We start from the raw sequence: 14,851 nt of genomic DNA, 5'->3' as shown, positions 1-14,851 counted from the left end.
CTATCCGGTCAACGCCGTCCATATGATGCGCACCGCGCAGCTGGCGCAGATCCAGCTGTCCGCAATGGCGGATCACAAGGCGAGCATCCTGATGGGTGCGGCCTTCGTGATCTTCACGATCACGGTCAGCCAGGCGCGGGGCGGCGCGGCGCCGCTGCCGTTGCTGATCCTGGGTGGGGCGGCCTTCTTCTCGGCGATCTGCGCGGTGCTCGCCGTGCTGCCGATCACCAGGAAGCGCAAACCCACCGGGCAGCCCAACATCCTCTTCTTCGGCACCTTCAGCCGGATGGAGGAGGAGGAGTTCATCGACGAGGTGACGCGCCGGCTGGAGACCGAGGACGGTTTCTACCGGACGATGGCGCGCGACATCTACCAGGCCGGCTGCGTGCTCCAGAACAAGAAATACCGGATGCTGAGCTACGCCTACAAAATCTTCCTGATCGGGCTGGTGGCGAGCTGCACGGCCTATGTGATCGAATATCTCGTCTGACCGTCGGCAGGCCGCCGGACGACACGCGGAAGTTGACGAACCTGACGCCACGTGGGGGAGGAGTCTCCCCCGCGCGAGGATGTTCGATGAGGGGCCTTGGACATGGACGGTTCAAAGAGCCGGACAGCAGGGCACGGGCGCCCGAATCGCATCACCCTGACAGATGAAATCCTACATTCCAAGCGACGGCCGAGGCCGTTCGGCTATTTGAGCCAGCCCTGCGCCCGATACCAGTCGCCGGTCGCCTTGAGGCCGGTCTGGGTGCGGATTTCCGGCGTCCACAAGGTCGCGGGCGGGCGCGCCTCGGCGGTGACGACCCAGTCGGGATGGCAGAAATAGCGCACCCGGTCCGGCGTCAGCTTCGCCTTGCCGCCCCGCACCAGCCGATCGACATGCGCCGCGCCCGCCATCACCGCCTTGGGCATCGCCACCGTCGCAGGACGCTTCTTGCCGAGCAGCCGGCCGAGCGTGCGGGCGAAATGGCGATGCTCCCAGCCATTCTCCACGCCGTCGTCGGGCTCGTAGGTCTGGCCGACGCTGGCCGGCGCATCGACCAGAGCCAGGATGAGGCGGCACAGATCGTCGACATGGAGGATCGAGAAGCGCCCCGCCGGCGGCAGCGCGACGAAACCCCGCGCCGCCATCCTGAACAGCTCGAACGTCTCGCGGTCGCCGGGGCCGTAAATGGCGGGCGGGCGGACGATCGTCCAGTCGAAGCCCGAGGCGGCGACAACTTTCTCGGATTCCGCCTTCGACCAGCCATAATCGCTCAACGCCGCCTCGCGCGCGGCGAGCGAGGAGATGTGGATGAAGCGCCCGACTCCGGCGACGCGGGCGGCGTCGATCATGCGGGCGGTGCCGTCGATGTTGACCGCCGCGAAGCCGGCGCGGCCGGGCGCATTGATCAGGCCGGCGATGTGGATGACGGCGTCGGCCCCATCGCACAAAGCGGCGAGGCTGTCGGGCCGGTCCAGTGTGCCTTCTGTCCAGGCGATGCCCGGCTCGGGCGCGCGCGGGCCGCGGGTGAGGGCGCGGATGTTGTAGCCGGCTTCGCGCGCGGCGGTGAGCAGGTGGGAGCCGACGAAGCCCGTCGCGCCGGTGACGGCGAGGGTTCGTCCCGCGCTCATAACGGCGACCATCCTGCTTCGGGCGCATCTTCAGCCGCGCCTCGATCCAGCCGGCCGCTATGGCCGAGCAGGGCGTCCAGCACGTCCTCGACGCCCGCGCCGGTCGCGCCGGAGACGGTGAAGACCTCGGCGCCGGACGCCTCGCGCAACTCCCCGGCCAGCGCTTCGGCCAGCTCGTCGTCGATCGTGTCGCCCTTGGAGAGCGCGATCACCTCCGGCTTGTCGTCCAGCCCGGCACCATAGGCCTCAAGCTCGCCGCGCACCGTGCGCCAGGCTTCGGCGACATCCTCGTTATTGGCGTCGACCAGGTGGAGCAGCACGCGGGTGCGCTCGACATGGCCGAGGAAGCGATCGCCGATCCCGGCGCCGTCCGCGGCGCCCTCGATCAGCCCTGGAATGTCGGCGAGGACGAAATCCACCCCCTTGTGGCGCACGACGCCGAGCTTGGGATGGAGCGTGGTGAAGGGATAGTCGCCGACCTTCGCCTTGGCGTTGGAGACGGCGTTCAAGAAGGTGGACTTGCCGGCATTGGGCAGGCCGACCAGTCCCGCATCGGCGATCAGCTTGAGGCGCAGCCAGACCCACAATTCCTCGCCCGGCCAGCCGGTGCCGTGCTGGCGCGGCGCGCGGTTGGTCGAGCTCTTGTAGCTGGCATTGCCGCGCCCGCCGTCGCCGCCTTTCAGCAGCACGACGCGCTGGCCGACCTCGGTGAAGTCGGCGAGGACATTCTCGCGCTCGTCGTCGAGCACCTGCGTGCCGACCGGCACCTTGATGACGAGATCGTTGCCGCCCGCGCCGGTGCGGTTGGAACCGGCGCCGCCGGTGCCGCGCGGGGCGCGGAAGTGCTGTGTATAGCGAAAGTCGATCAGGGTGTTCAGACCCTCGACCGCCTCGAACACGATATCGCCGCCCTTGCCGCCGTCGCCGCCGTCCGGCCCGCCATATTCGATGAACTTCTCGCGCCGGAAGCTGACCGCGCCGGGCCCGCCCGCGCCGGAGCGGATATAGATTTTGGCCTGGTCGAGAAAATGCATGGGGGCGACTTAGTGCGTGGAGGGCGGGGAGGGAAGGGCGTCAGCCTAGCTCTGCTCCTCCAGCCGCTTGTGCGCGGCGATGAGCTGGCCGCGCGCCAGCTCGCGCGCCTTGCCCCGCGGCAGGCCCAGCGCTTCCGCCATCGGGCCGCCGAGCAGCGAATCGCCGATCGCGGTGAGGACCAGCGACAGCGTCATTTCGTGCACCGGGCGATTGTCATGGCCTTCGCCCAGTTGATCGACCAGGCCGTGAATCGCCTCCAGCACCGGATTGAGCGCGTCGTTGTTGCCGGAGAGGATCATCCAGGCGGCGAGCGCGCCGGCGCCCTCCTTGCCGAACGCGTCGAAGGTGCGATCGACGATCTCGATCGGATCCACCTCGCCCTGGCGGCTCTTCACCACCGCATCGGCGATGCCGGCGCAGACCCGGTCGCTGATCGAGGCGGCGAGCGCCGATTGCAGCCCGGCGGCCGAGCCGAAATGATGGAGCAGATTGGCGTGGGTCTTGCCGATCTCGGCCGCCACCGCCTTCAGCGTTACCGCCTGCGGTCCATGTTCGATCAGCAGCCTTCGCGCGGCTTCGAGAGCGGCGGCCCGGCTTTCCCGCGGGTGCAGCCGCTCACGCTTTATTGACACCTGTGTAAGTATTTTATATCTCCTTCGCCCGAGGAGATACAGCATGACGGCCCCCGTGACACCAGCCGACTTGACGATCACGCCGCGCGACCGCCGCTTCGGCCGGGGCGCGCGGCAGGAGCGCTGGTGGATGGGCGGCGATCCCGTCGCGACCGCCTTCTACAACGCGCTGTCGGCGACCTTTCCGAAAGGCGAGGGCTTCTTCGTCGAGAGCGTCCGCAAGTTCCGCGAAGGCACGGACCCCAAGCTCGCCGCCGAGATCAAGGCCTTCGTCACGCAGGAGGTGATGCACAGCCGCGAGCATGTGCAGTTCAACAAGCGCGCGCTGGACGCGGGCTATGACCTCAAGGCGCTGGAGGATCAGGTCGATTACCGGCTCGACATCACCCGCGCCAGGCCACCGATCGTCAGCCTGGCCGCGACCATGTGCCTGGAGCATTTCACCGCGATCCTGGCGCACGAACTGCTGCGCGATCCGCGCCATCTCGCCAGGGCCGACGCGGAAAGCGCGGCGATGTGGCGCTGGCACGCGGTCGAGGAGATCGAGCATAAGGGCGTCGCCTACGACACCTGGCTGCACGCGACGAAAGGCTGGACGCGCCGCAAGCGCTGGAAGGTGAAGGCCAAGGTGATGCTGTTCGTCACCCGCAACTTCATCGTCGATCGCACGACGGGGACGCTGGAGCTGTTGCGCCAGGACGGGATCACCGGGCCTAGGGCATGGGCGCGGATGTTCTGGTTCGCCTGGGTGCGGCCCGGCATGCTGCGCAAGATTTTCGGCGCCTGGTTCGCCTTCTTCCTGCCGCGGTTCCACCCCTGGAACCATGACGACCGGGCATTGATCGCCCGCGAGGAGGAACGGGCGGCCTACGCCTGAGCCTGGTTCCTCCCCGGCCCTGGCCGGGGAGGATGTTACGCCGCGAGCATCGCGCACGGATCGTCGACGGCGTCCGGCTCGGCGAGATCCAGCGCGAATTCGGCGCACATCGCCTCGCCGCCCCGGCCCAGGCTGTGGCGGGCGCGCGTCTCTCCGGTCGGGCGGAAACCGAGCTTGCGCAGCACCCGGCCCGACGCGGGATTGTCGATGAAATGGCCGGCCACGAGCCGCGTGAGCCGCAGCGTGTCGCGCGCATTGGCGATCACCGCGCGCCCCGCTTCGGTGGCGATGCCCAGCCCCCAATAGGGCCGCGCGATCCAGTAGCCGAGCTCGACCTCGCCAGACTCCATATGATCGAGGCCGATGCAGCCGACCAGGCGCGGTGCGCCGGCGGTGCGCATCGTGATGAGGCTGACCGGATCGTGCCCGGTCCGGTCGCGCGACAGGAAAGCCTCGGCGTCCTCGGCGCGATAAGGCCAGGGCGCCTTGGCAAGATTGCGCACGATGCCTTCGTCGGCGATCGCCGCGTGGAGCGCCGGCGCGTCCTCGGCCCAGCCGGGCCGCAGCAGCAATCTGGGGGTCCTCGCGAACATGTCGTCGTCTCCTCTCATCCCCCGTCGCCGGCGCCATGCCCGAGGGCAGTGACGAACCGGCGACATCGTGGCGAGGGAGACAAAAGAAAAGGGAGAGGGGGCGGCCCTCTCCCTCGAATTTCGGGCATCTCGTCGAGAAACCCCTGGGCCGCCCTTCCCGGACAGCCCTTCCTCGACTGTCCTATGATGCTTCGCTAATCGGCCACGTGTCCACACAGACATATTTGCGGCCGAGCTTGCCGTCGCGGAACGCGACGGTCCCGGCGGTAAGCGCGAAGAGGGTATGGTCCTTGCCCATGCCCACATTCTGGCCCGGATAATATTTGGTGCCGCGCTGGCGCACGATGATGTTGCCGCCGATGACGCCTTCGCCACCGAACTTCTTCACGCCGAGGCGCTTGGACTGTGAATCGCGGCCGTTACGCGACGAGCCGCCTGCTTTCTTATGTGCCATGGTTCTTCTCTAACCCAGAATCTCTTTATTCGGCCTTACCAGCCGCCGGCTTCTTTGTCGAAGCCTTCTTGGCCGGGGCCTTCTTGGGGGCTTCGGCCTTGGTCTCGGCAGCCTTTTTCGGCGCGGCCTTGGCCTTGGTCTCCGCCTTGGGCGCGGCCGCGTCCTTGGCGGGCTTGTCCTCCGCCTTGGCCGGCGCGGCCTTCTTCTCGGCCTTCTTGCCGCCGATCGCGACGATCTTCAGGATCGTGTGCTGCTGGCGATGGCCCTTCTTGCGGCGATAATTGTGCCGACGGCGCTTCTTGAAGACGGTGACCTTGTCGGCCTTCGCCTGCGCGATGATCTCGGCCGAGACGGTCAGGCCGTCGGTCGACTTCAGCTCACCGCCGTCGCCGGCCAGCAGGACGTCGTCCAGGGTGACGGTGTCGCCCGCTTCACCAGCGAGCTTCTCGACGACGATCTTGTCTCCGGCGGCGACGCGATACTGCTTGCCGCCCGTGCGCACGATAGCGAACATGGGCCTATCCAATAATCAAAATGCAAGGTCCACGCGAAGCTGCCTCCGCGCGGGAAACCGGCTGCTACAGAGGGGAGGTGACGCTGTCAACCGCCGCAGCGCGACGGAGCGGCGGCCTCAGTGCCGCCGTTCGCGGCGCAGATTGTAACGCCCGGCCTTGAAGCCGTCGAACAGCTCGGCGATCGCCGGATGGTCGATCGGGTCGCCCGCCTCGTCGGCCAGCAGATTCTGCTGGCTCACATAGGCGACGTAGCTCGATTCCGTATTCTCGGCGAGCAGGTGATAGAAAGGCTGGTCCTTGGGGGGGCGGATGTCTTCGGGAATCGCCTGATACCATTCCTCGGAGTTGGCGAAGACCGGGTCGATGTCGAAGACGACGCCGCGAAAATCGAACAGGCGGTGGCGGACCACGTCCCCGATCGAAAAGGCCGCGTGCGACACGGGCGGCGCCAGCGGCACGCCTTCACTCAAGGGGATGTATTCGGTACGCGACATCAGACTCATCATGTAGTGCCTGGCGGCTCCGGCGGCAAGTTAAGCCCCGCAGGCGAAGCGCGGGATACGCCCTTCGATAAACTCAGGACATGCTTGGCAAGCGCGTCCGGCTGGGCTAGAGCGCGCCGCTCATTCGACCGGGCGAGCGCCCTCAAGCGGGCGATTCCTCACATGCGGAGAGGTGCCGGAGTGGTCGAACGGGGCGGTCTCGAAAACCGTTGAGCGCGCAAGCGTTCCGAGGGTTCGAATCCCTCCCTCTCCGCCAATAACTCATATGATGTGTTGATTTTCCTAGAGAAAATATAGGACTGTCATTTCTGGCCAACATAACGACCATCATAAAGGCGGCCGTTCTTATGCGGGCCACCCCTTCCTCTTGGCGATTTGCCGGTGTGCCGGTAGGTTCCGGGTTGGGGGGATTGAATGGCGAACATAGGCAGAAATTGGAACGGCCACGTTTACGGAACCAACACCGGGAACGTGGCGGTCACGCTAGAGGGCGAGGACGACGCCCTTACCGGCGTCATCCGGTTGAGCGACAATCAGCACGGCTTAGCCGTATATGATGTGACCGGCCAATTTGAGGCGGGCAAGCTCGCTCTCACCGGAACACCGCAAGGGCAACCGCCGGAAGGCGTTGAACTTGGCGAGCTTACGGTTGCGGGCGCGCTCACTCCCGAGGGCCGCATAGATGGCGAATGGTCCACGGCGATTGGAACGGGCGGCACATTCCAGCTTTGGCCGCATAGCTATCAAGTGCGGCCGACGAATCCCGGAGCCGTCGCGGAGCAATTGAACACGTCCACCCGGCCACTTGGCGCGGTTCGCCTATATGCCGACGATGTGCGAAGCCTGATTGCACAACTCGTCAAGGATTTCTCGCAAAAGCGAGCCGTTGTTACATACCACGACAAGGGCATTGAGAAGAACATATATTCTGACGAGTTTGAACAAATCTTGGATGATTTGCCGGAATTGAGATACTTAAAGATTTTTGTCGGTGAACCCGAAATATACGGGCTTCAACGGAACGCCACTGTGGAACTGGCCGCATGGGGTGACAATGCTATCCGGGTCCAAAGCGTCCAAGAGGCATGGGCAATCGGGAAGGCAGAAGCCCTTGCCCAACACGTTCACGGGTTTCAGCGAAAGCTCGCTACGCAATTCCGAAATTTTGGGCTAACATTCAACGTGATTATCTTGGTTGCCGCATTAGCAGCATTGCCGGGATTGCCCACATTCTGGCAGCGGCTGGCGTTCTTGGGGAGTGCATTCGGCATCCAAGCCTTGATTGCCTATTTCCACCGTCAATACGTTCCTAACTTTGTATTCTATCCAGCCAAGAAAAAGGCGAGTTGGATAGGGAGGCTCGGCCCTGGCTTTCTGTCATGGGGCATAACGATATTTGGCGGTGTTGTTGCCGCGATCATATACGGGATTCTTAAAGGTGAACTGGACGGTTCGCCGCTCGCCCGCTTTATATCCGGCCTATTCCAATGACTGGGAATTCCGGGGACACCGAACTCCGGGAATTCCGGGGAATTCCGGGGACACAATACCTAATTCGTCGCCCCCTGCGATGATTTGCCGAACGTTCGAGCCGACGACTCCCCGGTTATGGCGGACGCGAAAATCAAACTGATGCACCGCACCCACCCCCTTCATTTTCCTACACCGCCTGTTCCTGATACATTCTCGCCGATGGCGCGCACGCGCGCCCACTCCCGAAAGGATGGACAGGCGGAAAAGACCGGCGGCTTATGCGGCGCATCGAATCCGACACAGGATATTTATGCCTAACCGTCTGGCGCGACGGGATTTCCGCCGCGAAGTTCACGAAAAAGGCGGCGCACTCCACGCACTTCGTGAACTTCGCCGCGAATCGGGCGCGTTTCCGAGGGTATCGCGATAGGGGGCGGCGAGATGTTGGCCGCAATCGCGGGGGCGAACGTGTTGATCCGGCAGCGAACGGTCTCGTAGCCAACCGACCACCCGCCAGCCTTCAGAGACAAGTTGGCGTTAGGCTGACAACACCGCTTGTATGGCATCGGTGCGCTCCAGGCCGGTGCGGCTCTGCGCCGGCGGCACTGGCCAGGAGCGCCCCGCCGCGCGCCTCACGAGAACCAAGTCCCGCCGTTTACGTCCAGGCCGATGCCCGTCACGAAGGCGCCGTCGTCCGAGGCGAGGAAGGCGACCGCCGCGGCGACGTCCTCGGACTCGCCCTGCCGTCGCAGCGGCGTCGCAGCGGCGACATTCTGGCGCACCTCGGCCTTGGTGAAGATGTCGTGGAAAGTGGTGGCGATCATGCCGGGGCAGACCGCGTTCACCCGGATGCCCCGCGGCCCGAGCTCCTTGGCGAGCCCTCGCGTCATGGTGAGCAGGGCGCCCTTCGACGTCGCATAGGCGATCGCGCCCGGTCCGCCGCCGTCGCGTCCCGCCTGGGACGAGAAGGTGATGATCGCGCTCCCTTCGCCCATGAACGGCCGCGCCGCCTTGATCGTCAGGAAGGCGGACTTGAGGTTGAGATCGAGCACGGCGTCGAAAAAGGCCTCGTCCATTTCCGCGAGCGGCTTGCGCGCCACCATCCCGCCGGCGAGAGTCACGAGCACGTCGATCCGGTCGCCATAAGCGGCGCGCGCGGCGGCGATCAGGCCCTCCACCTCATCGGCTTTCGACATGTCGGCGCGGTGGACCAGGACCTCCCCGCCCGCTGCGCGGATCTCGGCCGCGGTCGTTTCCGCGGCGGCGGTGTCGTTGAGGTAGTTCAGCACCACTTTCGCGCCCTCGCGGGCGAGGCGCAGCGACACGGCGCGTCCGATGTCCCGTCCGCCGCCGGTGACGATCGCCACCTTGTCCGCAAATCTCATAACAGCCCTTTCATTATGGTTGTTTTTGGGAATGGGGTGCGTCGACCGGCGCGCGTTCGCGCGCCAGCAGCCAGATCGCCAGCAGCGAGAGCGGCACGATCGCCGCGGCGAGCGCGAAGATCGGGCCATAGGATTCGCGCGTCATGACCGGCACGAGCCAGGTCGTGATCAGCGTGCCCGCGACCGCCGCAGTGCCGCCGAGGCCGGCCAGCGATCCGACCGAAGCGCCGCCGAAATAGTCGGCCGGCAGGGTCTGAATATTGCCGATGGCGACCTGGAATCCGAACAGGATGACGGCGATCAGCAGCACCGCGTAAAGCGGCGCGTCGGCGCCCATCGTCAGGAGTAGGGCCGGCATCATGATGATGCAGCCGAGCGTGACGACCGCCTTGCGGGCGCGGATCACCGGCCAGCCGCGATCGATCAGCCGCCCGGAAAGCCAGCCGCCGGTAAGGCTGCCAAGCATCGCCCCGACGAACGGCACCCAGGCGAAAAGACCGATCTGGGCCACGTTGAAGCCGAACGTCTCCGCCAGATAGATCGGCAGCCAGGAGACGAAGAGCCACCAGATCGGGTCGAGGAAGAAGCGGCCGATCAGCACCGCCCAGCTTTCCCGGTGGCGCAGCAGCCCGCCCCATCCGGGCGAATAGTTTTCGGCCTTCGCCGCACTCTCGGTCCCGCTCGCGTCCTGAATATGGGCGCGCTCCTTCTCGCTGAGCCAGGGGTGACGATCCGGATCGGCGCGGTAGAGCCAGAACCAGGGGATCAGCCAGAGGAAACCGAACAGCGCGATGATGACGAATGTCGTGCGCCAGCCGACGCCGGCATAGATGAGCGCAATCAGCGGTGCCGAAACGATCGCGCCGACCGAGGCGCCGGAGTTGAAGATGCCCTGTGCGAAGGCGCGCTCGCGCGGCGGGAACCAGAGCGCATTGGCCTTGACCGCGCCCGGCCAATTGCCCGCTTCGCTGACGCCGAGCGTGGCGCGCAACACGCCGAGCAGTGGCAGCGAGCGGACGAGGGCGTGAAGGCCGATCGAGATGGACCAGATGACGATCGAGAGCGCGAAGCCGAGGCGCGTGCCGATCATGTCGAAAATCTTGCCGAACAGCGCCTGGCCGACTGCGTAGGAGACCATGAAGATGGTGACGAGAAGGGCGTAATCCTCCTTCGTCGCGCCAATCTCGGCCGAGACCGCGGGCCACATCACGGCGAGCGCGTTGCGATCGATATAGTTGATCACGGTGGCAACCGCGATCAGGCCGATCACGCCCCAGCGCAGGTTGTTCTTCAGCGTCATTCGCCGCCTCCCGTTCGGTCGAAGCGGCCGAAATGGCCGGTCCATTCAAGAGTCCGCCCGTCGAGCAGGGCGCGGTGCCGCACATTCACGGCAATGTCGTCGGCCAGTGCCAGGATCACGCTGCGCCCGCCGCCCAGATCGAAGGCGACGAGCTCGGCGCCCTCGACGCGGACATGGCGCAGATTGCGGATCCGGCTGCGGCTGGCGACGGTCGTCTCCGCCACCGCATCATAGGCGCCGTGCGGCTCGAGCAGACTGACGAACATTGTGTCGATCTGATTGTCGGCGCGCAGGATCAGCACCGGCGCGCGCCGCAGGTTGAAGCGGGGATCGTTGGCGCCGCTTTCGGCGAAGATCGCCTGCGCTCCGGTGGGAGGGAGGGCGTGCCAGGTGTAGAAGCGGCCGCCGTTCAGCCAGGTGACACGGCCATTGCCGGGCTCCGGCGCGCCTGTCGCATCGACCCACAGATGCTGGTAGCCGTTCGCTGCGCCGAGCACGGGCCGGGCCGCGATATTGGAGCGGAGCGGGAAGCCGGTTTCGATGATATGGCCGCTGAAATGAAGCGGCAGGTCGTAGCGCGCGGGCCGTTCGCCATCGACGCGGAGCAGGTCGATCACCACCGGGCTTTCGAGCCCCTCGATGTCGAGCTGGGCGAGCGTGCGGCGGAAGCGCACGCCCGGATAGGCGCGATCCTCCTCGGCAGTGCTGAGCCTGGTCGGCCCTTCGCCCTGGAAGAAGAGCTGCCGGGGCGCGCTCGCCTCGGCGGGGTCGAGCTGGGCGGCGAAGTGGCTCGCCTCGTTCACGACCAGGGTATTGTGGGCGATGCTCTGCTGTGCCCAACTGTCGTTCTCGGGCAAATAGCGGCCGCCGTCCTTCGCTTCGATGTTGAGGAAGCGCGCGGCGCCGTAATCGGTGACGATGGCGTTGCCGTTGTCATAGAGTAGCCAGTTGAGCCGGTCGAAATGGCCGTGGCCCATGCCCTGCGAGCTGCTCTTCATCACCAGCGTCTGGCTGCGCGGGCCGGGATCGGAGCGCAGCACGGCGAGCGCGCCCTGGTCGCCCGCCGGGCCGTCCCGGAACAGGGCGGATACGAACGCGAACGGCCGAGCACGGCCGGCGGCGAGATCGCGCGCCACGGCAAGGCCGTCGCCGGTCAGGATCGTCCGTCGCTGCCCTTCGGCGATCGAAAGCAAAGCGGGGTCGCGAGTTGCGCCATAAGCGATGGCGACACCCTGGACGAGTTCCTCGGTGTCGATCCCCTTGTCGGGCATCGCGTCGTTGATCGGGAAGAAATAGCCGCCATAGCTGAGCTGGATCGCGGTCCGCACCGCCTTCAGCAGCAGCCCGTCGCGATAGGCGAAGATGCGCCGCTCGGGCTCGTTCGTCTCGATCGCGCGGGCGAAGACGACGAAGGGAAGCAGGGCGTAACGCTGGTAATAGGGTCCTTCGGCATAATAGCCGTCGGGAGAGAACAGGAGATCGATCTGGCGCAGGAAGCCGCCTCGGCCGCTGCGGTCGGTGCCGCGCAGCGCCTTTTCGACCAGCTCCCGGTCGCCTAGCACATAGCCGGTCATGCCGACCCCGGCGGTGGCCCAGGTGGCGTGGTTGTGAATGCGGTCGAAATTCTCCGGATTCTCATCCGACAGGAACCGCGCCGCGCGGCGGAAGACCTGATCGTCGATCGTCCGCCGGTCCGCCTCGTTGAGCGTGCCGCGGATCGCGTCATAGCCCTGGATGGCGTGGACCAGCCAGACCGAGTCGTTGAGGCTCTGCCAGAACAGTCGGCCCGGCACCTGGTTGGCGGCGGCGGGATGGCGGCCGAGCGCCGGATAGAGCTCGGCATAAGCGAGGAGCAGGCGGCGGACATGATCGGCATAGCGCTGCTCGCCGGTGATCGCGAAAAGCTGTCCGGCGCCGTAGATGGTGAGATAGTTGCGCTTGTGCTGCTCGTGCGTGAGGCCGCCGCCGGGATCGCGCGGCACTGGCACGTCGATGCCCGCCTGCATGGCGCGCTCGACCGCCACGCGGGTGCGGGTAAGTTCAGTCTCGAACAGGGGATAGCGCGCCGCCTCGGCCGCCATCGCCGCACGCGCGTCCGCGCTGGACAGCACCTGCGCCGCCGCCGGAGCGGCGAAGAGCAACGCCGCGGCCAGCGCTGGGAGCGCGGCGGGTCTCAAGGTTGGTTGTTCCGCAGCATGGCGCGGGCCGGGCCTTGCCAGTAGACCTCGGTCACCTGGGGCGGCGGGGTATCGTCAAGCTGATTGTCAGTGATCTCGGTGTCGGGCGTGCCGACGCTGTGGGTGATAGCGATCGGCCCGCTGGCGGCGAAGCGATTGTCAGCGATCCGTGTCCGCTGCACGCCCGACAGGAGCAGGGATGGCGCCTGCGGCCCGCCGCTCTCGCGAATCGTCGAGCCGGTCAGGGCGAAGCGCGGGCCAAAGGTGCTTTCGTCCCGCCCGCCCCGGAAGACGTCGGCGATGCGGCCGACCCGGTGGAAGTCCGATCCGGCGATCTCGATCTCCTCGACATTGTAATAGCCCTGGGTGCCCGTCTCGGAATGTGCGGCGAGGACTGCGCCCGCCACGTCCGCGAACCGGCTGTCGCGGATGGTGATGCGGTCCGCCAGCGTGGCCGGGCTGGTCGCGATGACATCGCCGTTTATGTTGGCGACCGCGACGCCAGACAGCGCGACGGAATAATTGGCGATCATCGACTGGTCGGAGGTGCGGATCACTGCGCCGCCGGTGCCCGAGACGGCCAGATCGGACAGGCTCAGCCGACCGCCCTCCTCGATCCGGAACAGGCTGTCGCCATTGAAGAAGATGCGCGTGCGCGCCTGTCCCGCCCCGTCGATGCGTATCGGCCGGTCGATGACGATCGGCGCGGGCACAAGATACTCCCCCGCGCCGAGCCGGAAGGCGTCGCCGCCTTGCGCGATCGCGACGGCGAGCGCCGCGCCGCTGTGCACCTCGATCGCCGCCTCGGCTGGCTCCGCCGCGTCCAGGACGGGCTTGGGATACCAGCGCACGCCGGTCTCCTCGCGGCCGACGGGACGCAGATCGCGCGGCGCCCCTACCTCGGTCAGCGCCGCATCGGTGGGATAGAGGAAGCCGTTTGCCGCCCGCGCGAGCGTGATCGGTCGATGCGCGACCCCGCGGTCCAGACGAGGCGTCGCGACCTCGTTCTGGACGTTCCCGACAAAGCCGATCCCGGCGATGTCGCCGTCGATGCGGATCGGATCGCCCCGCTCTTCGTCCGCGATCAGATTGTCTGCGAACCGGCTGTCTATGGGCGCGGCGGAACGCTCGGCGTCGGCGCCGGCCGCGAAAGTAAGCCGCTGCGTCGCGACGAACGAGTTGCGCTCGATCCGCGCATTGGCGACCTGATGGTAACGGTTGATCGCCGAATCGGGCACGCCGTTCATCACCGCGAGGGCGCTGGCGAAGCCGGTGCCGGCCAGTCCCTCGAGATAGTTGTCGCGGACGATCTGGTTGCGGTTGATGACGCGGATGCCGCCGGTGTTCGGCCGGCCGTTGCCGATGAAGACGTTGCGCTCGACGAGATTGCCGTTGCCGTGGCGAAGCACGACCGAGCCCTGCGATTCGAAGAAGGTGTTGCCGCGCACGATATTGCCGCCGGCCTTCAACGAGACGATCTCCACCTCGCCGTCGCAGCGTTCGAAATAATTGTCCTCGACCACCGTTTCCGAGTCGCTCAGCGATTCGTCGCTGGTGCCGATCCGGATCGTCTCGCCGCCGTTCGATCCGAGCGTCGGGCGGGGACCGAAATAATTATGGTCGATCCGGTGGCGATTCGGCTCCGATCGGCCTTCCGGCCTGATCACGGCGAGCGTGACTCCGGCATTGCCCTTGCCGACGAAATGGGAGTGATCGACCCGATTGTCCTGGCCGTAGATCGACACCCACATGTCTTCGCGGCGGCGATCGGGTGCGTTGAAACGGTCGATGACGATCCCGGTAACGCGCGAGTTGCTGGCAGTGCGGCGCGAATCGCGGCGAAAGGCGATGACTTCCTCGGTCGGTGTGTGGCCGTCGCGGAACACCAGGTTCGAGACGACGAGATGTTCGCCCGATAGGCGCAGGTTGGATTGTCCGGAAAGGATGACGCCACCAGGCGTTTGGGCGGTTAGCGTGATCGGCCGTTCCGCCGTGCCCCTGCCTTCGAACAGAATCTGGAAATCCCGCCATGTGCCGTCGGCCAGCACGATTTCGTCGCCGGGCGAAAGCGCGCGTACGGCGGCGCGATAGGCATCCTGATCGCGAACGAGGATACGTTCCGCGGCGGCCGGCGTGCCAAGCGCCAGCGTCGCCAGAAGCATCATTGTGCCGGCCCCCCGCATTCCCAGCCTCTCCCGTTTGGTTCTTTGCCTGGAGGACTATCAAGCGAGAGGCAATCATACAACCTATAACACATACCAATATTAAAAGATTGGTTTGAAATTTTGTG

Annotated in this window: 14 protein-coding genes and 1 tRNA gene; 4 read left to right on the top strand and 11 right to left on the bottom strand. The window is 66.1% G+C overall.

All coding sequences use genetic code 11. From position 1 onward, the window contains the following. Positions 1 to 25: 25 nt before the first annotated feature. A complete protein-coding gene (locus KF780_13475; protein ID MBX3562809.1) occupies positions 26 to 490 on the top strand; it encodes a hypothetical protein in 465 nt (154 codons plus the stop codon). A gap of 203 nt (positions 491 to 693) precedes the next feature. Here KF780_13475 and KF780_13470 read toward each other — a convergent pair whose 3' ends face one another. Genes KF780_13470 through KF780_13460 form a run of 3 tightly spaced genes read right to left on the bottom strand, consistent with a single transcriptional unit; the run spans position 694 to position 3,329 of the window. Beyond that, positions 694 to 1,617: an NAD(P)H-binding protein gene (locus KF780_13470; protein ID MBX3562808.1), complete on the bottom strand. Its 924-nt coding sequence runs from the start codon at positions 1,615 to 1,617 to the stop codon at positions 694 to 696. Continuing rightward, positions 1,614 to 2,651: a GTPase ObgE gene (gene obgE, locus KF780_13465; GenBank protein MBX3562807.1), complete on the bottom strand. Its 1,038-nt coding sequence runs from the start codon at positions 2,649 to 2,651 to the stop codon at positions 1,614 to 1,616. Before obgE ends, KF780_13470 begins: the two co-directional genes overlap by 4 nt. Positions 2,652 to 2,696: 45 nt before the next feature. Further along, positions 2,697 to 3,329 (bottom strand): TetR family transcriptional regulator, encoded by a 633-nt coding sequence (locus KF780_13460; GenBank protein MBX3562806.1) that lies wholly within the window; start codon positions 3,327 to 3,329, stop codon positions 2,697 to 2,699. On the opposite strand from KF780_13460, the gene KF780_13455 reads away from it, so the two are divergent. After that, a complete protein-coding gene (locus KF780_13455; GenBank protein MBX3562805.1) occupies positions 3,328 to 4,161 on the top strand; it encodes a metal-dependent hydrolase in 834 nt (277 codons plus the stop codon). The genes KF780_13460 and KF780_13455 overlap by 2 nt on opposite strands. A 35-nt stretch (positions 4,162 to 4,196) precedes the next feature. On the opposite strand, the gene KF780_13450 is transcribed toward KF780_13455, so the two are convergent. The 4 genes from KF780_13450 to hspQ all read right to left on the bottom strand — a co-directional run bounded on the left by KF780_13450 (position 4,197) and on the right by hspQ (position 6,217). Continuing rightward, a complete protein-coding gene (locus KF780_13450) occupies positions 4,197 to 4,754 on the bottom strand; it encodes a GNAT family N-acetyltransferase (protein ID MBX3562804.1) in 558 nt (185 codons plus the stop codon). Between the two features lie 181 nt (positions 4,755 to 4,935). Further along, positions 4,936 to 5,208 (bottom strand): 50S ribosomal protein L27, encoded by a 273-nt coding sequence (rpmA, locus tag KF780_13445; GenBank protein MBX3562803.1) that lies wholly within the window; start codon positions 5,206 to 5,208, stop codon positions 4,936 to 4,938. 25 nt (positions 5,209 to 5,233) lie between these two features. Beyond that, positions 5,234 to 5,722, bottom strand: a complete 489-nt coding sequence (gene rplU, locus KF780_13440) for a 50S ribosomal protein L21 (GenBank protein ID MBX3562802.1) — start codon at positions 5,720 to 5,722, stop codon at positions 5,234 to 5,236. A 117-nt stretch (positions 5,723 to 5,839) separates the two neighbouring features. Continuing rightward, entirely contained in the window at positions 5,840 to 6,217 is a 378-nt protein-coding gene (hspQ, locus tag KF780_13435) for a heat shock protein HspQ (GenBank protein MBX3562801.1), read from the bottom strand. A 175-nt stretch (positions 6,218 to 6,392) separates the two neighbouring features. On the opposite strand from hspQ, the gene KF780_13430 reads away from it, so the two are divergent. Together KF780_13430 and KF780_13425 are read left to right on the top strand one after the other, a co-directional pair. Continuing rightward, a tRNA-Ser gene (locus KF780_13430) sits at positions 6,393 to 6,482 on the top strand. A gap of 158 nt (positions 6,483 to 6,640) precedes the next feature. Next, positions 6,641 to 7,717: a hypothetical protein gene (locus tag KF780_13425; GenBank protein ID MBX3562800.1), complete on the top strand. Its 1,077-nt coding sequence runs from the start codon at positions 6,641 to 6,643 to the stop codon at positions 7,715 to 7,717. 614 nt (positions 7,718 to 8,331) lie between these two features. On the opposite strand, the gene KF780_13420 is transcribed toward KF780_13425, so the two are convergent. The 4 genes from KF780_13420 to KF780_13405 all read right to left on the bottom strand — a co-directional run bounded on the left by KF780_13420 (position 8,332) and on the right by KF780_13405 (position 14,723). Continuing rightward, positions 8,332 to 9,084: a glucose 1-dehydrogenase gene (locus KF780_13420; protein MBX3562799.1), complete on the bottom strand. Its 753-nt coding sequence runs from the start codon at positions 9,082 to 9,084 to the stop codon at positions 8,332 to 8,334. Between the two features lie 13 nt (positions 9,085 to 9,097). Beyond that, positions 9,098 to 10,384, bottom strand: coding sequence for an MFS transporter (locus KF780_13415; GenBank protein MBX3562798.1), 1,287 nt, complete (start codon positions 10,382 to 10,384; stop codon positions 9,098 to 9,100). Further along, positions 10,381 to 12,465, bottom strand: coding sequence for an alginate lyase family protein (locus KF780_13410; protein ID MBX3562797.1), 2,085 nt, complete (start codon positions 12,463 to 12,465; stop codon positions 10,381 to 10,383). The genes KF780_13415 and KF780_13410 overlap by 4 nt, the downstream gene beginning before the upstream one ends. A gap of 92 nt (positions 12,466 to 12,557) precedes the next feature. Beyond that, positions 12,558 to 14,723: a right-handed parallel beta-helix repeat-containing protein gene (locus KF780_13405; GenBank protein MBX3562796.1), complete on the bottom strand. Its 2,166-nt coding sequence runs from the start codon at positions 14,721 to 14,723 to the stop codon at positions 12,558 to 12,560. Between the last annotated feature and the right edge of the window lie 128 nt (positions 14,724 to 14,851).

Origin of the sequence: Sphingomonas sp., assembly GCA_019635535.1 — a bacterium.
In the GTDB taxonomy this organism is placed as follows: domain Bacteria; phylum Pseudomonadota; class Alphaproteobacteria; order Sphingomonadales; family Sphingomonadaceae; genus Allosphingosinicella.
The sequence above is the reverse complement of the archived record's forward strand: the minus strand, read 5'-3'. Positions and strand labels throughout refer to the sequence as shown.